Raw genomic sequence first — 17,985 nt, forward strand, 5'->3', positions numbered from 1 at the left:
GGGCGGCTCAGCCGTCGGAGGAGGCCGGGGATTCCGGTAGGTCGGCGACGGCGTCGGTGACGGTCGCGAAGACCGTGATCGCCATTTCGTGCGGGATCGCGGTCCCCAGCTCGTCGCCGAACTGGCCGATGTAGCGGGCGATGCGGAAGTCGATCCTGCGGCGACCGAGACTGTCGCGAAGGTCGGAGAGCATCATCGCGGCGGTCACGTCGATGGTCGGCGAAGTCTCGGCATCGAGCACGACCAATCGTGTCCGGTCGGTGCACAGCTGTTCGACGCGGTCGCGGACGTAGTCGGCGTTGGCGAAGTACAGACCCGACTCCACCCGCACCACCAGCAGGTCCGGGCGCCGTGGCAGGTCGGGATGGCGGTCGGCGTCCAGCCACAGGGTGCCGCTGCGGACCACGGGCACGATATGCGGCCGGGAACTGCGGTAGACGAGCAACAGGATCGAGATCCCGATGCCGATCAACAGACCGGGCAGCGTGTCGAATACGAGGACGCCGATCATGGCCGCCGCCGCGGCGGTGAAATCGGTTCGGGCCGCCTTGCCGTAGATCCCGCCGAGTCGCACCGTCCACACCCGGTACAGCCGTCGCAGCGCGGGGAAATCGACCAGCTCGATCACCGCGGCGATCACCACACCGGCCAGTGTCGCCTCGGGCAGTTTCTCGAAAAGGCCGGTGAGGAACAGCAGGGTCAATACCGTGAGTCCGGCCACCACCAGGCCGCTGACCTGTGTCTTGGCACCGGCGGAACCATTGACCGCGGTTTTGGACAGGCTGCCGTTGACGACCATGCCCGAGGCGAGTCCCGCGCCGAGATTCGCCGCGCCGAGCCCGACGAGTTCCCGGTTGGGGTCGACCTGGTAACCCTGTTTGGCCGCATAGGTTTTCGCGGCTCCCAGGCCCTCGGCGAAACCGATCAGCAGCACCCCCGCCGCCGGTCCGAGCAGATCGAGGTAGTCGGCGAAAGCCACACCGTCGGGCAATCCGACCGAGGGCAGCCCGGCATCGATGTGGCCGACGATGTCGACGCCTCGATCGTCCAGACCGAGAACCGACACCGCCGCGATGCCGAGCAGCACCGCGAGCAGCGATCCCGGTATCAGCGGCAGCCACCGTTTCAGGCCGACGACCACGGCGAGACTCAGGAATCCGACGAGGGCGGTCTGCCAGTGCAGGTCGCCGAGCCCCGTCAGCACCCCCCACAGCTGGTCGAAGAAATCACCGGCGGTCTTGTCGATGCCGAGCAGTTTCGGCACCTGGCCGATGATGATGGTCAGCGCCAGTCCGACGATGAAACCCTCGAGGACCGGTTCGGAGATGAAGGCGGCGACGAAACCCAATCGGATCGCGCCTGCCGCCAGACCGAGCAGACCGGTGGCGATGGCCAGTCCGGCCGAAAGGGCGATGTAGCGGCCGCCGTCGGCCCCGGCGATCGGGGTGATGATGGCGGCCGACAGCGCGGCGGTCGCCGACATCGGACCGACTACGAGGTGTCGTGAACTGCCCGCGAGCGCGTAGAGCACCAGCGACGGGATCGCGGCGTAGAGACCGACGACCGGCGGCACCCCGGCGATCGAGGCGTAGGCGAGACCTTCGGGAACGAGGACGGCCCATACCGTCAGGCCCGCGAGAATATCGGGGCGCAGCCACTGCCTGCGATATCCGGCGAGCGATTCGAACACCGTCCAGCGTGCCATCCTCACACCGCCCGTTCGCTGGTTCCGTCACCGAACCCGCACGTCACCTCAGTGCCGGGGACGCCAGGTGACCACGGCCCAGATGACGACGACGTCGAGCACGATGAGCAGCACCGACCACAGCGGGTAGTACGGCAGCCACAGGAAGTTGGCCAGGATCGACAGCGACGCGAATCCGATCGCCGCGCCGCGTCCCCAGGCGGTGCCCGTGACCAGCGCCAGCGCGCAGACGATGATGAGCGCGCCGAGCACGATATGGATCCATCCCCACGTGGTGAGGTCGAATTCGTAGATGTAGTCGATGCCCGTGACGAACACCTCGTCCTCGGCGACGGCCGAAATACCTTGCAGCAGTGACACGATGCCGAGCACCATCAGCAAGATCGCGGCGCCGATGGAGGTACCGGCGGCGAGGCCCTGCCGTACGGGGCGGTTGTCAGGTGCGGTCATCTCCGACTCCTTCCGAGCACGGGTTCGACGGCGACTATGCCCGCACCGCACCCGGCGGCACCTCACCCGCTCGGGGTGATCGATCGTGCCGCCGCCGCCCCGGGATCACGGTCGTGGTGACCGCCGCGCGCACGTGCGACAACCGTGATCCGGGGCGGCGGCGCTCACCCGAATCGGATGAGGCGCCACGCGCGAGGAAGCCCGACGATGCCGTAATGGTCAACGAGAAACTGTGCCCGGGATGTATGAGCCCGGTGCGCTATTCGGGGATGAATTCGCCTCCGCGACAGCGAATTTACCGCGGCCACCACGCCATGCCGAGCACACCGCGCCCGTCCGTGGCCTTGGTGCCGCCGGTGACCTACGTCGAGGAGGCCGGACTGTCCTCGCGGCAGGCGGCGGCCTCGGTCGCGGCCATCGCCTGGGCGGTGTTCCTGATCGCGGCGGGCACGATGTCGATCCTGCTCGGCGTGCCCTGCTTCGCGGGCGACCACGTGGTGCTCGCCGATATCGCCGCCGTCGACCGGCTCGGCGCCGGCGCGATGGGATGGATCCACCTCGGTCTCGGCGCCGCGCTGATCCTCTGCGGTGTGGGCTCGGTCGTCGGGCGGACCTGGGCGCGGATCGGCGCGGTGATCTGCGCGATGGCATCGATCGTCGCCGATTTCGCCTGGCTGCCGCACTATCCAGGCTGGGCGGCCGTGGTGATCACGGTGAAGGTGGCCGCCATCTGGGCCATGGCCGTGTGGCATCCGGCCGATATGTGAACCGCTCCTCGAATTCCACCGTCCGGCGTATCACCCACCGGGGGTGATACGCCGGACCCGCCGATTCCCTACCGTGGCCCACATCGCCGTATTCGTCCGCGAGAAGTCGACATATTCGGAAACGAGGAAATATATGAGCGCATCGCTGAACTTCGACGATACGACCGATTTCGACAACGCCACCCGCGGATTGATCGCGGCATTGGAACCGGCGGTGATCAAGGCCTCCGACGGCCGGGTGATCTGGGACGGGCAGGCCTACGATTTCCTGAACGGCGAATGCCCCCCGACCGCGAATCCCAGCCTCTGGCGGCAGGGCCAATTGTGCAACGAACAGGGTCTGTTCGAGGTCGCCGAAGGTATCTATCAGGTGCGCAACCTGGATCTGTCCAATATGACGGTGATCGAGGGCGACAAGGGCGTCATCGTCATCGATCCGCTGATCTCCGCGGAGACGGCGGCCGCGGCGCTGGCCCTCTACCGGGAGAATCGCGGTGACCGGCCGGTGACCGGCGTCATCTACACCCACTCGCACGCCGACCATTTCGGCGGCGTCCGCGGTGTCATCCCACCGGGACACGCCGCGGTGCCGGTCCTCGCCCCCGAGGGATTCCTCGAACACGCCGTGAGCGAGAACGTCTACGCGGGCAACGCGATGACCCGGCGCGCGGTTTTCATGTACGGAGCCGGGCTGGGGAAGGGGCCCGACGGACAGATCGGCTGCGGTCTCGGCATGACCACCTCCCTTGGATCCGTCGGCCTGGTCCCGCCGACCGTGGACATCACCCATACCGGGCAGGAGGAAGTGATCGACGGGGTCCGTATCGTCTTCCAGTTGACCCCCGGCACCGAAGCGCCCGCCGAGATGAACTTCCTCTTCCCCGATCGCCGCGCGCTGTGCATGGCCGAGAATGCCACCCACAACATGCACAACATCGTCACGCTGCGCGGCGCGCTCGTGCGTGATTCGCGCGTGTGGGCGGAGTATCTCGACGAGACGATCGGAATGTTCGCGGACGAGGCCGATGTCGCGTTCGCCTCCCACCACTGGCCGACCTGGGGGCGGGACAACTGGACGACATGGCTCGCCGGACAGCGCGACATGTACGCCTACATGCACGATCAGACGCTGCGCCTGACCAACAGGGGCCTGACGGGTTCGGAGATCGCCGAGGAACTCACCTTCCCGTCCGCGCTGGAGAGTCTGTGGGCCAACCGCGGGTACTACGGATCGGCCAGCCACAACATCAAGGCCATCTATCAGCGCTACATGGGTTGGTTCGACGGCAATCCCGCGCATCTGTGGGAGCATCCCCCGGTTCCGCGGGCGCAGCGCTACGTCGCCGACTACGGCGGGATCGACGCCATCGTCGCCAAGGGCCGCGCCTACGCCGACGACGGTGATCTGCGGTTCGCCGCGACCCTGCTCAACCACGCGGTTTTCGCCGAACCCGGCAACGACGACGCCAAGCGCGCACTGGCCGATGTGTACCAGCGCCTCGGCAGCGGGGCCGAGAACGGGACATGGCGGAACTTCTACCTGGTCGGCGCGCACGAACTGCGAAACGGCACGACACCGACCGATATCAACACCGCCGGCCCCGAGATGCTGGCGGCCCTGCCCGTCGACATGATCATCGATTCCCTCGCCGTCCGCGTCGACGGTCCGCGCGCGGCCGATTCGCCGCTGACCATGGATTGGGATCTCCTCGACGAGGGCAAGGTCATCCGGCTCACCCTGTCCAACGGCGCGCTCACCCACCGCGCGCACACCACCGCGGCTCCGCTGCGGGGGGCGGCCGATCTGACGCTGCACCTCACCAAGGAGCAACTGCTCGAACTGCTGGTGGGCAAGGGACTCGACGGCATCGGCGTCGACGGTGATCCGGCGGTGCTGAAAACGCTGGTGGACCTGCTGGATACCCCCGACCCGCAGTTCCCGATCGTCGTTCCCTGACAACGAACGCACCGTGGCCCGGATCCTCGAGGGATCCGGGCCACGAGCGTGTCAGCCGAGCGGAATCTCCACGAAACACGCGGCGCCGTCGAAGGATCCGACGGTGATCGTCGCGTCGAGGATGTTGTCGGTCGAGTAGTGCGGGTCCCTGCTGTCCACGACCACCATCAGGCGGTGGCCGGGAGACATGTCGTAGGCCGCGGCCTGCATTTCCCACACGGGGGTGGCGGGCAGCCCCGAGGAGACCGTCATCGGTTCGTGGGTGATCATCCGGCCCACGCCGTCGGCGTCGACGTCGAGCAGATACGCGATTACCGTCGCCGCGGATTCGGTGCTGTCGATGCCGAGCCGAACCCTCGGGATTCCCCGGATGCGCCGGGAGGAGGCGAACGGTTCGGTCGACCACACCAGGGCGTGGCCGCGGTCGATCTCGTCGACCCGGTAGGGCTTCGGATTGCCCTCCCACTCCCGCTGCCCGGTGCCGAGAATCGCGTCCATGGCGACGATCTCGGGTTCCTTGCCCACCGAGAAACTGCGCCGCCACCCGGTGGTGTCGGCGGTGGCCTCGGGCAGCAGCGCGCCGTCACCGCTGCCGTGCGCACCGGTCAGGATCAGCGTCTCGGTATCGGTGGTGACCGCCGACCAGGACCGCTTCTGTTCGCGGCGAGCCGGTTCGATGATGACGTGGTCGCCGTTGTCGCCCGCCGGAGTCGTCACGTAGGTGAACATGACCTGGTTGGTGACCTCCGGCCAGGTGTCGACGCCGTTGTCCTCGTCCATGAGGTAGTGGTCGAGCCAGGCGTAGGCCTCGCGCAGGGCCACGTTCGGGGTGAGGGAGGGCGCGATCAGGCCCGGGCCCTCCGGCACCGCGTGATCGCCGATCCACATGCTCAGATGCTTGGGTCCGGTCAGCTTCTGGAAGGTTCGCAGCATCTGATTCGGCGGGAAGAGGCCCTCGTGCCAGGTGTTGCAGAAGAAGGTCGGCACCGGACCCGCGCCGCCGACGTAGTTCTCCGGCGAGCGTTCCTCACCCCATTCGACGACGGGATCCATATCGCCGCCCTCTTCGAACCTGGTGAGGATCTCGAGGGTGTCGGCGTCGAATTTGTCCGCGCGGTCGCCACCGGTCAGATCGAGCAGCGCGGCGACGGTCCTGGTGTGACGGGTTCCGTTGTCGTAGAGGCTGGTCGCCAGATTGCCCCAGGTGCTCAACGCGACGACCGCGTCGACCCGGTCGTCCTGGGCGGCGACCAACTGGCTGATGCCCGAACCGTAGGACTCGCCGAAGAACGCGACCCTGCTGGGCGCGAGGGCCTCTATCGCGAAGTCGAGCACCTTGCGCCCGTCTTCGCGGTCGAGCGGTCCCGCCACGTCGACGGTGCCCTCCGAGGTGCCGATCCACGGCTTGTTCGTCCCGGGGAAGGTGGTCCAGCCGATGCCGCGCGGGGTGTAGGCCACCACGTGGTAGCCCTTCAGGGCGAGGGTGAGATAGGCGTACTCGAACAGCGGCCAGCCCACCGGTGTCCACCCGGCGGGGATGACGACCAGCGGACACGGCCGAGTGGTGATCTGCTGCAACATGTGCGCCGAGAGCCCGACACCGTTCGCGCCGGGGATGCGGTGGAAGGTCGGGACGACCATGTTCAGTGCCCGCTCGACGACATCGCCGAGTTCGTCGGGCACCCGCCCTTGGGCACTGCGCGCCCGGACCGCGTCGACCAGGGTCGCGGCCATCCGCACCGCCTCGGGCCGGACCGAACCGTCGGCGTCCCACATGCCGTGTTCGGAGATACGAGCGACCTGTTCGGCGGTGATTCCGATGCGGGAATCCTCTTTTGCCAAAACTATCTCCTTCCGTGACGTGCCAGTGTTTTTTCGGTCTTCGTCAACGTGCGCCACGAGAAAGCCTGACATGGTCGAGAAAGGACCGCCCGCTGTTTCGATCGTGGGCGTATAACGATCTCGAATGGCTTTCTCCGGAACTGTTTCGACGATTACGGGGAATTGCCGAACCGACTCGAATTACGGAAATCGAGGGATATGAAACCGACGGCGCGCGCGTGAATTCCGGGCGGATTTCGCCTCGCGCCGGTCCGTGGCCCGCACGGACGACGTCGGGTCGAACACATGGACACGGGCACCGGTCGCGCTCGCCGTGATCCGGGGCCGTGGCGAATATCCGCCTTCGGAGACTGGGATCCGATTCCACTCGGGGACAACGTATTTCCCCGCGATCGACCTGATTTCAACGGTTGACAGTCTCGTCGACGAGAACCGCGCCGGTGTCCTCGTCCGGCAAAAGGCCAGGCGGAACGGGTCGGCGCGACGCGACGACGCGTGCGACGACGCGGACCTCCCGGCAGCGGCCGCGAGCGCGACCCCGGGACGCGCGGATTCGCGCGTTGAGTGACACAGCCTTCACGCAGCACAGAAACGGGAGACGATGGCACCGAACCCACTCCATATCGGCGTCGCGCTCGACGGAGCAGGCTGGCATCCGGCCGCCTGGCGAGCGCCGAACTCACGTCCCGCCGAATTGTTCGGTCCCGGCTACTGGACCGACCTGGTCACCACCGCCCAGCGCGGACTGCTCGACTTCGTGACCATCGAGGACACCCTGACGATTCCCGGGCCGCCGCACACGCAGGCCGACGACGCCGTCGACCGGGTGCGGGCCAGGATCGACGCCCACCTGATCGCGGCGCGCGTCGCCCCCGTCACGCGCCGGATCGGCCTGATACCGACGGTGACCACCACCCATACCGAACCGTTCCACGTCTCCAAGGCGCTGGCGACGCTCGACTACACCTCGCTCGGCCGAGCGGGCTGGCAGGTGCGGGTGTCGGGCACCGCGCAGGAGGCCGCGCATTTCGGGCGACGGACCGTGCCCGATCTCAGCGCCGCCGAACTGGGCGAAGCGCTGCGCTCCGGTGTCTATCCCGCCCACGTGCACGATCTGTTCGGCGAAGCCGTGGACGCCGTCGAGGTGGTGCGCCGACTGTGGGACAGCTGGGAGGACGACGCCGAGATCCGCGAGGTGTCGACCCGGCGCTTCATCGACCGCGACAAATTGCACTACATCGATTTCGAAGGCCGCTTCTTCAGCGTGCGCGGCCCCTCCATCACCCCGCGTCCGCTCCAGGGGCAGCCGGTGGTGACGGCGTTGGCCCATTCCCCGCTGGTCTACGAATTCGCCGCCCGCGTCGCGGATGTGGTGTTCGTGACCCCGGGGCGCGGGGCCGGGCCCGGTCCCGTCGTGGAACAGGTCGCGGCGGCCTCGGCACGGGCCGAACGCGGCGGCGAACCGCTGCGGGTCTACCCCGATCTCGTCGTCTTCCTCGACACCGACGACGGGTCGGGAGCGCAGCGCCTGGCACGTCTGGACGAACTCTCCGGAAGCGCATTCTCCTCCGATGCCGCGATTTTCACCGGAAGCGCGGACGATCTCGCCGACCTGCTGCTCGAGTGGAGCGCACGGGGCGCCGACGGATTCCGGTTGCGCCCCGGCGTCGCCGTCGACGACCTGACCGCCATCGCCGACCGGCTCGTCCCCGCCCTCCAGCGGCGCGGCGCGTTCCGCGCCGACTACCCGGACGGGTCGCTGCGTTCGCTGCTCGGCCTGTCCGCCACCGCACCCAACCGTTACACGACTGTCTGAGCGAGGTCACCGTGAGCACCCCACGTAAGCAGGTCATCCTCGGCGCCTACCTCGGCGGCGTCAACCATCACACCGCCTGGTGGCATCCCGAGGCGGGCAGCCAGATCGATTTCAGCAGTTTCGAACACACCGCCAGGACCGCCGAACGCGGCAAATTCGATTTCTTCTTCCTGGCCGAGGGACTCATCCTGCGCGAACGCGCGGGCGAGATCTTCGACCAGGACATCATCGGCAGGCCCGACACCTTCACCGTGCTGGCCTCGATCGCCGCCGTCACCGAACATCTGGGACTCGCGGGCACCATCAACGCCACCTTCAACGAGCCCTATGAGCTGGCACGCCAGCTCGCGAGCCTGGATCACCTGTCCGGCGGGCGGGCCGCCTGGAACGTGGTGACCTCCTTCGACGCGTTCACCGGCCAGAACTTCCGTCGCGGCGGCTTCCTCGATCCGGCCGACCGCTACGTGCGCGCCGAGGAGACGCTCGAGGCTGTTCGCGCCCTGTGGGATTCGTGGGATGCCGACGATATCGTCGCCGACAAGGAATCGGGCCGGTTCCTGGCCCGCGCCGATGCCGGGGCATTCGCCTTCCACGGCAACCAGTTCGACATCTCCGGCCGGTTCACGGTGCCGCGCAGTCCGCAGGGCAGGCCGGTGATCCTCCAGGCGGGCGTCTCGCCGCAGGGCCGCGATTTCGCCGCGGCCAACGCCGACGCCATCTTCTCCCCGTACGGCAAGCTGCCCGAGGCCGCGGACTTCTACCGCGACATCAAGGCGCGCGCCGTCGCCGCCGGACGCGCCGCCGACGACATCAAGATCCTGCCGTCGGCGAGTTTCGTCCTCGGCGACACCGAGGCCGACGCCGTCGAGAAATACCACGCCGTCCGCAACGAGCAGGTCACCGGCCGGACCGCGCTGATCCTGCTGGAGCAGATCTGGAATCGCGACCTGTCCGGCTACGACCCGGAGGGTCCGGTCCCCGATATCGACCCCGATCCCGAAGCCCCGCCGATCATCCGGGGTCGCGCCTTCGTCCACCAGGACCGGTTCGCGACGGTCGAGCGACTGCGCCAGGTCGCCGAGACGAAGAAGCTGACCCTGCGCGAGGTGGTGATCGACCAGTTCGAGCGCGGTCCGCTGGTCGGCACCGCGGCCCAGGTGGCCGAGAAGATCGACGCGTTCGTCCAGAACGACGGTTCCGACGGTTTCATTCTCGGGTCGCATCTGGTGCCCACCGGGTTGGACGAATTCGTCGACCAGGTGGTGCCGCTGCTCCAGGATCGCGGCGTCCTGCGCGCCGACTACGAGGGAACCACCCTGCGCGACAACCTGGGACTCCCCCGGGTCGGCTCGACGGTCAGCGTCTCGTCCGACGCCTGAGTTCGGCTGCGGCTCCGGGTATTCGGAATCCCCGATGAACGGAGCCGCGACCGTTCGGCCGTTGACCATACAGTTATCCGGACAGGTGTATACATTTCGGCCCGGGTGACACTGACCTGTGGACGTGACAGCAACGACGCCCACGCCGCGGCAGGCCGGGAAGCACCGGTTCACCGTCTACGAGACGCCCGCGGGCGACGCCTCGGCCTACGCCCTGCTGCTCCACGGCTTCCCGCAGAGCGCGGCCTCGTGGACCGACGTGGCACGACGGCCGGCGGCGGCGGGCATCGCGTCACTGGCCCCGGATCAACGGGGGTATTCGCCGACCGCGCGGCTGTCCGAGGTGGACGCCTACCGCCTCGGCGAATTGGTCGACGACGCGCTCGGGCTGTGCGCGACACTGCCCGCCGGGCGGGTGCACCTGGTCGGACACGACTGGGGCGCCATCGTGGCCTGGGCGGTCGCGGCCGAGCACCCCGAACTCGTCGCGTCGCTGACCGCGGTCTCGGCGCCGCATCCCGCGGCCTTCGCGTAGTCGATGGAACACGACCCGCGACAACGCGAACTGTCGGGGTACATGACCTCGATAGACGACGGCGACCTCGACGCGGAACTCCTGCTCGCCGATGGCGGGGCGGCATTGCGGCTGGCTTTCGGCGACGAGGACACGGCGGTCACCGGAGAAGCCGCGGCGAGGTGCGGCGAGCACCTCACGGGCGATTACGAATTCGTCGAGCTGAGCGGCGTCGGTCACTGGATTCCCGAGCAGGCCGCCGATCTACTGGCGGCGGCGATCGTCTCGCGCGTCGACGGCGCGCACGGGGGCGGCGGCTCGCGGTGATCGAAAGCCGCGGGCGCGCCACCGATTTCGGTGGCACGCCCGCGATGCCGTGTCCGAGGACTCACATCTTCGCGTGTCGGGCCCTGACGAAATTGTAGAGACCGTAGGTGATGATGCCCAGGCCCGCGGCGATGAGCAGGAAGACGCCGTAGGGCTGCGCGCCGAGGGTTTTCAACGCGCCGTCGAGCCCCGAGGCCTTGTCCGGCTCGGACCTCGTGGTCGCGACGATCACGAGTACACCGATACCGGCGACCGCCGTGCCCTTCGCGAGATATCCGGCGGTGCCGAGCCTGCGCGCGACCGAGCCCGCGCCACCGTCGAGATCCTTCACGAAGCGCTGGGTGGCGCCCTTGTACAGGTAGTAGCCGCCGACACCGATGATGACCAGACCGCCGAGGACGAGGACGATCGTGCCAGCCGTATTCTGCATGAGCCGCGCGGTGATGCCCGCGTTCTGTTCGCCGCTGGACTTGCCGGTGCCGCGCGCGAAGGCGACGGCCGAAACCGCGAACACGAAGTACAGCACCGCCTCGGCGAAGGCCTTGCCGCGATGGAAGGCCAGCGACTTCTTGCTGTCGGGCTCGGGTTTGGACGAGCTGCCGATCGCCGATTCGATCAGCCGCCACAGGCCGAGCGCCACGAACGCGACCGCGCCCACCCACAGGACGAAGGTGCCGCCCGGTTTCCGCGCCAGTTCGGCCATGGCGCCGGACTGGTCGGCCGAGCCGCCCTCGCCGCCGAGCGCGAGCCGGATCGCGATATAGCCGACGAGCAGGTGGACGATGCCGGTCATGACGAAACCCGCGCGGGCGAATCGCTCGAAGGTGTCGTTGCGGGCAAGCCGCCCCGCGGTCGCGGACACGCCGACCCGCGAGGACGACGAACCGCTCGACGTCATGGAAGTTGTGATTCGACTCATATCGCTTTCCTCCGGAAATAGCGGTGGGGGGGTGCGCACCGCGCCCACGGGGGCCTGCCGATCGGAGCGCGGGCTCTCCGCGTCTTCGCTCCCATCGAGGTGAACGATCGGCGAATACCCGGGGACCTCACCTCGAAACCCGCACAGGCACGCGGTGTTTCGATACGATCCGATCGGGCGTCGCCCCGACGGATGAACCGGCGAGGACCGGGTATCCCCTCTCTCCTAAAAATCGAATCGGACAAACTCTTGACTCATTCCAGAAAAGCGAGTCATAGTGTCAGGGTGTCCACGACGCCGGATTACCCAGAGCAGTTGCGAGCGGCTGCCCTGCGTGTGACCCAGCCCCGGATCGCCGTGCTGGATGCGGTACGCACGCACCCGCACGCGGATACGGACACGATCTACGGAGTCGTCCGCACGGCGCTGACCGGGGTGTCCCGGCAAGCCGTGTACGACGTGCTGCACGCCCTGACCGCCGCCGGACTCGTGCGACGGATCCAGCCGTCCGGCTCCTCGGCCCGCTACGAGTCGCGGGTCGGCGACAACCATCACCACCTCATCTGTCGTTCCTGCGGGCTCATCGTCGACGTCGACCGTGCCGTCGGCGACACACCCTGCCTGAACGCCGCCGACGACAACGGCTTCGAGGGTTTCCAGCTCGACGAAGCCGAAGTTATCTACTGGGGCCTGTGCCCCGGCTGCACCACATCACGGATGTGATCACAGCCTGATCACACCCTTTTTCGGAAGGAATTGCCATGCCCGAGGAACATCCGCCGATAGCGGAAGCCAACACCGAGCCCGGCTGCCCGGTGATCTCCGGCCTGCGCGCGCACCCCACCGAGGGCGGCGGAAATCGCGACTGGTGGCCCAACCAGCTCAACCTCAAGATCCTGCAGAAGAATCCGGCCGTCGCGAATCCGATGGGCGCGGATTTCGACTACGCCGCCGCGTTCAAGACCCTCGATCTCGCCGCGGTGAAGCAGGACATCATCGATGTCATGACCACCTCGCAGCCGTGGTGGCCCGCCGACTACGGCCACTACGGCCCGCTGTTCATCCGGTTGGCCTGGCACGCGGCAGGCACCTACCGCATCAAGGACGGCAGGGGCGGCGCGGGCGCGGGCATGCAGCGGTTCGCGCCGCTGAACAGCTGGCCGGACAACGCCAGCCTGGACAAGGCGCGGCGTCTGCTGTGGCCGGTCAAGAAGAAGTACGGCAGCAAACTGTCGTGGGCCGACCTGTTCGTCTACTCGGGCAATGTCGCGCTCGAGGACATGGGTTTCACGACCTTCGGTTTCGGTGGCGGCCGGGTCGATCAATGGGAGCCCGAGGAGGACGTCTACTGGGGTCCCGAGCACACCTGGCTCGGTGACGAACGCTACTCCGGCGACCGCGATCTCGAAGCCCCGCTCGCCGCGGTCCAGATGGGCCTGATCTACGTCAATCCCGAAGGCCCCAACGGCAATCCGGATCCGCTCGCCGCCGCGATCGATATCCGCGAGACGTTCCACCGGATGGCGATGAACGACGTCGAGACGGCCGCGCTGATCGCGGGCGGGCACACCTTCGGCAAGACCCACGGCGCCGGTCCGGCCGACCTCGTCGGTCCCGAGCCCGAAGCCGCGCCGCTCGAGGAGCAGGGACTGGGCTGGCGCAGCAGTTTCGGCACCGGCGTCGGCAAGGACGCCATCACCAGCGGTCTGGAAGGCGCGTGGACGCCCACCCCGAAGGCCTGGGACAACAGTTTCATCGAAACGCTGTACGGCTACGAGTGGGAGAAGACCAAGAGCCCCGCGGGCGCGTGGCAGTGGATCCCCAAGGACGGCGCGGGAGCGGGCTCCGTGCCCGACGCCCACGATGCGACGAAGACCCACACGCCGGTCATGCTGACCACCGACCTCGCGTTGCGTTTCGACCCGATCTACGAGCAGATCACCCGCCGGTGGCTCGACCATCCGCAGGAGTTCGCCGACGAGTTCGCCAAGGCCTGGTACAAGCTCACCCACCGCGATATGGGTCCGGTGGTGCGCTACCTCGGCCCGCTCGTCCCGCAGGAGACCCTGCTCTGGCAGGACCCGATCCCCGCGGTGAGTCACGATCTCGTCGGAGCCGATGACATCGCGACCCTCAAGAACCAGATCCTGTCCTCGGGTCTGACCGTGTCGCAACTGGTCTCGACCGCGTGGGCGGCGGCCTCGTCGTTCCGCGGCAGCGACAAGCGCGGCGGCGCGAACGGCGGCCGGATCCGGTTGCAGCCGCAGATCGGCTGGGAGGTCAACGAGCCCGACGAGCTCGCCCAGGTGATCCGCACGCTCGAGGGCGTCCAAGAGGCCTTCAACGCCGCGCAGTCGGGCGGCACCAGGATCTCCTTCGCCGACATCGTCGTGCTCGGTGGCGCGGCCGCGGTCGAGAAGGCCGCCGCGAGTGCGGGATTCGAGATCGAGGTACCGTTCACCCCGGGCCGCGCCGATGCCACCCAGGAGCAGACCGACGTGGAGTCGTTCTCCGCGCTCGAGCCGGTCGCCGACGGTTTCCGCAACTACCTCGGCAAGGGTAACCGGCTGCCCGCCGAATACCTGCTGGTCGACAAGGCGAACCTGCTCACCCTGAGCGGGCCCGAGCTGACGGTCCTGATCGGCGGCCTGCGGGTGCTCGGCGCGAACTACCAGCAGTCCACGCTGGGCGTTCTCACCGACACCCCGGAGACGTTGACCAACGACTTCTTCGTCAACCTGCTCGATCTCGACACCACGTGGTCGCCGGTCTCGGGCAGTTCCGAGGACGCCGAAACCTTCGAGGCCCGTGACGCCTCCGGCACGGTCAAGTGGACCGGCAGCCGGGCCGACCTGGTCTTCGGCTCCAACTCGCAACTGCGAGCGCTGGCCGAGGTCTACGCCACCGACGACGCGAAGGAGAAGTTCGTCCGCGACTTCGTCAGCGCGTGGGTGAAGGTCTCCGAACTCGACCGGTACGACCTGGCCTGATCCGACACACGACAACCCCGTGCGCGTGGGGTTGTCGTGGTCTTCGGCGAGAACGCGTGGCGGAGCAGCGCAGCCCGCCCGCGCGGGTCAGCTCTTGGGGGGATAGCCGGCGACGGCGGGGGTGGCGACGCCGAGGCGGACGTGGAGGGTGTCCTGGTAGAAGGCGACGTGCTTCTGTAGGCGCGCTACCTGGAGGATGGGGTCGTCGTAGCTCCAGCACAGCGGGGTTTCGCCGTCGCCGTCGAAACGCCAGTAGCTGGCCTGGCCCTTGAAGGGGCAGCGGGTCGATACCGACTCGTCCGGGCGCAGTTCGACTTTCACGTCCTCGCGGGGGAAGTAGAAGACCAGGCCGTGGTCCTGTTCGTCGACCAGAAGCGGACGGGTGGTCTCGGCGATCAGCCGATCGCCGAGGTGGGCGGTGACCAGGTTGCGGCGTCGATGGATGTCCACGCGGTAGTCGGGTCGCTCGTCGAAGGCGGAGGGTTGCAGCGATGGTGAACTCATCGGATGGTCCTTTCCGTACGGGTGCTCAGAGCCGTGCCGAGGCGGGGATGGCGGAGACATCGCCTGCGAGCGGGCGGATGAGCGCTTCCTGGGTGAACGAGGCGATCAGCCTGCCGTCCTCGGTGTGCACGAGGCCGCGGACGTAGGACATTCCGGAACCCACCTGGGTGCTCTCGTGGGAGTAGAGCAACCAGCCGTCCCAGCCGAGTGGTTCGTGGAAGCTGACCGTCACGCTCATCACCGCGGTCGAAATGGTGTGGTGCGCTTGGCTGGTGCCGACTCCGGCATGCGCGCGCATGGTCGTCGACACCGACAGGTGGCCGGTGAAATGCGCGAGCAGGGCCTTGGCGAGATCGTCGCGCTCGGGGATCGGATCGTAGTGCAGCCAGGCGTGCAGTTCGGGCGGGCCGACCTCGTGCGGATCGTTCACGTCGGCGACATCGACGATCCGCAGTCGACGCCCCGTCATCGGCATCCAGGCCTCGATCGCCTCCTCGGGACCGGCGACGGCGGGACGCGGCACGTGGTGGCGGATCACATCCGGCGACGGAACGTCGGCCAGGATCGTCACCGACGCGCAGCGGCGCGCACCCTGGTGCACCACCACTTCCGCGCAGGCGATGGATCGGCCCTCGTGGGTGATGTCGACGGCGAATTCGACGGGCAGGTCGGCGTCGGCGGCACGCGCGAAGACGACGTGCGCCGAGCGAATCGATTTGCCCGGCAGCAGTTTCGCGGCAGCCACGATCGACTGGGCCAGCAATTGGGTGCCGTCGACCACCTTGCGGGAGCCGCCGTCGCTGGTGCCGGTGAAGGCGTTCTCGCCCGCGGGCCGGACATCGAAGATGTCGAGGATGCGCTGGACCGACGATTCGAGGTCGGGACCGTCGTCGGTCACGGCGGCGTGCTCTCGCGCCGTTTCGGTCATGCGGACTGCTCCTCACTGGGCCCGGTGGCCGCGAACTCGCGCGGCGGGCCGGTCTCTACTCGGCGTAACGCCTGCTCGTACTCGCCCGGTCCGGGATGGAAACCCTCCAGCCACCAGGTGGCGCCCGCCGCGGCGACCGCGGCGACCTTGTCGACGGTTTCGGCGGACCGGTCGGCCGGAGTCCGGCCTGTCACGACCATATCGAACGGTGTCGAACTCTCCCGATGCGCGCCGATGATCCGCATCATCTCGCCGACGATCTCGGGGGTCGGCGCGAAGGAACCGTCGGGTCCGATGATCATCGGGGCGAAACCGTCCCAGCGCGCCGCCCGGCGCAGGGGCGCGCGACTGGGCCAGTTGCCGCCGATCCAGATCGGCGGGCGTGGCCGCTGGACCGGCGTCGGCAGGAAGGTGACATCGGTGGCGGTGAGGTGCTCGCCGGTGAAATCGACCCGCTCGCCGGACCACAGCGCGGTGAGCAGGTCCAGGCCCTCGTCGAGGCGGGCCGCGACCTCACGGGGCTCGATCGGTTCGCCCCAGGTGCCGTATTCGGCCTCCAGCGTGAACCCGAGTCCCGCGCCGAGGACGAGGCGACCGTTCGAGAGTCGATCCAGCGAGGTCGTCTGCCTGGCCAGCGTCCCGGTCCGGCGCCGCGCGATCGGAGTCACCAAGGGGCCGAAGGAGATTCGCTCGGTCGCGGCGGCGACCAGGGTCAGCAGCACCCACGGGTCGGCCACTTCGACGGCTCCGAACGGGAAGACGACGTGGTCCCACACGTAGAGGCCGTCCCAGCCCGATTCCTCGGCGCGCCGGGCCAATTCGGCGACCCGCCGTGGATCGGCGAATTCACCGAGACACGGCACACACAGTCCGAAACGCACAGTGTGCCTCCATTCCCTTCCGGAGAAGCGGCGCGACCGGGCGCCCGGCCGACCGTTTCACGAATATGCCTGTGAACGAACGAATTCCGGGACGCGCGGCGCGCCCCGGAAATCGTCGAGATTTGTGCGTACTGCTCCTACTTGAGGGTGCTGCCCGCGTCCACCGTCATCTGCAAACCCGTGATGTAACGAGCCTCCTCCGACGCCAGGAACAACACCGCATTACTGATATCGACCGGCTCCACCCACCCGATCGGCAACACATGCATGAACTGCGCCACCGGCAACATATCCTCCGGACCCGGCGACTCCAGATCAGGACGGAACAACTTCATCGTCCCCTCGTTCATGAACATCGGCGTATTCACATTCGTCGGATGCACCGAATTCACCCGAATCGAATGCTGACCCAACTCCACCGCGAACGTCTTCATCAACCCCACCACACCATGCTTGGCCGCGATGTAATGACCCGTATTCGGATACGCCTTGATACCACCCACCGAACTGGTCAGGATGATCGAACCACCCCTACCCGCCGACAACAGGTGCGGCACACCCGCCTTCACCGACTTCCACACACCCGCCAGATTGATATCGATCATCGAGGACCAATCGGCCTCACTCAACTGATCCAACGTCTGACCACCATTACCGATACCGGCATTGGCCACGATGATATCGAGCCCACCCAACTCCTCCACACCACCGGCCACAGCAGCCGACAACGCATCGAAATCACGCACATCCACCTGCGCGGTCACGACCCGACGCCCCTGCGCCTTCACCAACTCCGCCGTCTCGGCCAAATCCTCCGGCGTCGACGACGGAATCAAATCCGTACCACTGACCGACGCACACACATCCACCGCGATGACATCCGCGCCCTCCTGCGCCAAACGCACCGCATGACTACGACCCTGACCACGCGCCGCACCCGTGATGAAGGCGACCTTTCCTTCTACCCGTCCGCTCATATCTATACCTCTATTCGTCGTCGTGCCCG

The 17,985-nt window shown here is 67.7% G+C and carries 16 protein-coding genes; 8 read left to right on the plus strand and 8 right to left on the minus strand.

Annotation, left to right across the window (positions count from 1 at the left end; all coding sequences use genetic code 11):
* Positions 1 to 7: 7 nt before the first annotated feature.
* A complete protein-coding gene (locus OG225_RS18900) occupies positions 8 to 1,705 on the minus strand; it encodes a SulP family inorganic anion transporter (RefSeq protein WP_405182879.1) in 1,698 nt (565 codons plus the stop codon).
* Positions 1,706 to 1,753: 48 nt separating this feature from the next.
* Complete coding sequence (locus tag OG225_RS18905; RefSeq protein ID WP_405182880.1) at positions 1,754 to 2,155, minus strand: hypothetical protein; 402 nt, start codon at positions 2,153 to 2,155, stop codon at positions 1,754 to 1,756.
* Between the two features lie 215 nt (positions 2,156 to 2,370).
* Here OG225_RS18905 and OG225_RS18910 point away from each other — a divergent pair, with 215 nt between their 5' ends.
* Together OG225_RS18910 and OG225_RS18915 are read left to right on the plus strand one after the other, a co-directional pair.
* On the plus strand, positions 2,371 to 2,922 hold the full coding sequence (locus OG225_RS18910) for a hypothetical protein (RefSeq protein ID WP_405182881.1): 552 nt from the start codon (positions 2,371 to 2,373) through the stop codon (positions 2,920 to 2,922).
* An 82-nt stretch (positions 2,923 to 3,004) separates the two neighbouring features.
* Positions 3,005 to 4,879 carry an alkyl/aryl-sulfatase gene (locus OG225_RS18915; protein WP_405183298.1) on the plus strand — a complete coding sequence of 625 codons (1,875 nt, stop codon included), beginning with the start codon at positions 3,005 to 3,007 and terminating at the stop codon, positions 4,877 to 4,879.
* 51 nt (positions 4,880 to 4,930) lie between these two features.
* Here the strand turns inward: OG225_RS18915 and OG225_RS18920 are convergent, their stop codons facing one another.
* A complete protein-coding gene (locus tag OG225_RS18920) occupies positions 4,931 to 6,721 on the minus strand; it encodes an alpha/beta fold hydrolase (RefSeq protein WP_405182882.1) in 1,791 nt (596 codons plus the stop codon).
* A gap of 601 nt (positions 6,722 to 7,322) precedes the next feature.
* Here OG225_RS18920 and OG225_RS18925 point away from each other — a divergent pair.
* The 4 genes from OG225_RS18925 to OG225_RS18940 all read left to right on the plus strand — a co-directional run bounded on the left by OG225_RS18925 (position 7,323) and on the right by OG225_RS18940 (position 10,757).
* A complete protein-coding gene (locus OG225_RS18925) occupies positions 7,323 to 8,537 on the plus strand; it encodes an LLM class flavin-dependent oxidoreductase (RefSeq protein WP_405182883.1) in 1,215 nt (404 codons plus the stop codon).
* Positions 8,538 to 8,548: 11 nt separating this feature from the next.
* Positions 8,549 to 9,916 (plus strand): NtaA/DmoA family FMN-dependent monooxygenase, encoded by a 1,368-nt coding sequence (locus OG225_RS18930; protein WP_405182884.1) that lies wholly within the window; start codon positions 8,549 to 8,551, stop codon positions 9,914 to 9,916.
* Positions 9,917 to 10,040: 124 nt separating this feature from the next.
* The gene (locus OG225_RS18935) at positions 10,041 to 10,451 is read left to right on the plus strand and encodes an alpha/beta fold hydrolase (protein WP_405182885.1); all 411 of its coding nucleotides are present in this window, start codon (positions 10,041 to 10,043) and stop codon (positions 10,449 to 10,451) included.
* Positions 10,452 to 10,493: 42 nt separating this feature from the next.
* Positions 10,494 to 10,757 (plus strand): hypothetical protein, encoded by a 264-nt coding sequence (locus tag OG225_RS18940; protein WP_405182886.1) that lies wholly within the window; start codon positions 10,494 to 10,496, stop codon positions 10,755 to 10,757.
* 61 nt (positions 10,758 to 10,818) lie between these two features.
* Here the strand turns inward: OG225_RS18940 and OG225_RS18945 are convergent, their stop codons facing one another.
* Positions 10,819 to 11,676, minus strand: coding sequence for a DUF1206 domain-containing protein (locus OG225_RS18945; RefSeq protein ID WP_405182887.1), 858 nt, complete (start codon positions 11,674 to 11,676; stop codon positions 10,819 to 10,821).
* Between the two features lie 285 nt (positions 11,677 to 11,961).
* Here OG225_RS18945 and OG225_RS18950 point away from each other — a divergent pair, with 285 nt between their 5' ends.
* Both OG225_RS18950 and katG read left to right on the plus strand, forming a co-directional pair.
* Positions 11,962 to 12,399: a Fur family transcriptional regulator gene (locus OG225_RS18950; RefSeq protein ID WP_216908774.1), complete on the plus strand. Its 438-nt coding sequence runs from the start codon at positions 11,962 to 11,964 to the stop codon at positions 12,397 to 12,399.
* A gap of 38 nt (positions 12,400 to 12,437) precedes the next feature.
* Entirely contained in the window at positions 12,438 to 14,666 is a 2,229-nt protein-coding gene (gene katG / locus OG225_RS18955) for a catalase/peroxidase HPI (protein WP_216908776.1), read from the plus strand.
* An 87-nt stretch (positions 14,667 to 14,753) separates the two neighbouring features.
* On the opposite strand, the gene OG225_RS18960 is transcribed toward katG, so the two are convergent.
* The 4 genes from OG225_RS18960 to OG225_RS18975 form a co-directional block, all read right to left on the minus strand.
* Positions 14,754 to 15,170 (minus strand): DUF427 domain-containing protein, encoded by a 417-nt coding sequence (locus tag OG225_RS18960; RefSeq protein WP_405182888.1) that lies wholly within the window; start codon positions 15,168 to 15,170, stop codon positions 14,754 to 14,756.
* A gap of 25 nt (positions 15,171 to 15,195) precedes the next feature.
* Positions 15,196 to 16,098, minus strand: a complete 903-nt coding sequence (locus OG225_RS18965; protein WP_405182889.1) for an acyl-CoA thioesterase — start codon at positions 16,096 to 16,098, stop codon at positions 15,196 to 15,198.
* Positions 16,095 to 16,979, minus strand: a complete 885-nt coding sequence (locus OG225_RS18970; RefSeq protein ID WP_216908782.1) for an LLM class flavin-dependent oxidoreductase — start codon at positions 16,977 to 16,979, stop codon at positions 16,095 to 16,097. Before OG225_RS18970 ends, OG225_RS18965 begins: the two co-directional genes overlap by 4 nt.
* Positions 16,980 to 17,116: 137 nt before the next feature.
* Positions 17,117 to 17,956 (minus strand): mycofactocin-coupled SDR family oxidoreductase, encoded by an 840-nt coding sequence (locus tag OG225_RS18975; protein ID WP_405182890.1) that lies wholly within the window; start codon positions 17,954 to 17,956, stop codon positions 17,117 to 17,119.
* Positions 17,957 to 17,985: the final 29 nt, after the last annotated feature.

It is taken from the genome of Nocardia sp. NBC_01377 (genome assembly GCF_045040005.1).
Taxonomy (GTDB): Bacteria; Actinomycetota; Actinomycetes; order Mycobacteriales; family Mycobacteriaceae; genus Nocardia; species Nocardia noduli.

Bases quoted from the DNA above. Each gene is read 5' to 3' on its own strand.
- OG225_RS18960 (WP_405182888.1), bottom strand. From the start codon at position 15,170: ATGAGTTCACCATCGCTGCAACCCTCCGCCTTCGACGAGCGACCCGAC.
- katG (WP_216908776.1), top strand. From the start codon at position 12,438: ATGCCCGAGGAACATCCGCCGATAGCGGAAGCCAACACCGAGCCCGGC.
- OG225_RS18940 (WP_405182886.1), top strand. From the start codon at position 10,494: ATGACCTCGATAGACGACGGCGACCTCGACGCGGAACTCCTGCTCGCC.
- OG225_RS18965 (WP_405182889.1), bottom strand. From the start codon at position 16,098: ATGACCGAAACGGCGCGAGAGCACGCCGCCGTGACCGACGACGGTCCC.
- OG225_RS18910 (WP_405182881.1), top strand. From the start codon at position 2,371: ATGGTCAACGAGAAACTGTGCCCGGGATGTATGAGCCCGGTGCGCTAT.
- OG225_RS18905 (WP_405182880.1), bottom strand. From the start codon at position 2,155: ATGACCGCACCTGACAACCGCCCCGTACGGCAGGGCCTCGCCGCCGGT.
- OG225_RS18925 (WP_405182883.1), top strand. From the start codon at position 7,323: ATGGCACCGAACCCACTCCATATCGGCGTCGCGCTCGACGGAGCAGGC.
- OG225_RS18945 (WP_405182887.1), bottom strand. From the start codon at position 11,676: ATGAGTCGAATCACAACTTCCATGACGTCGAGCGGTTCGTCGTCCTCG.
- OG225_RS18900 (WP_405182879.1), bottom strand. From the start codon at position 1,705: ATGGCACGCTGGACGGTGTTCGAATCGCTCGCCGGATATCGCAGGCAG.
- OG225_RS18975 (WP_405182890.1), bottom strand. From the start codon at position 17,956: ATGAGCGGACGGGTAGAAGGAAAGGTCGCCTTCATCACGGGTGCGGCG.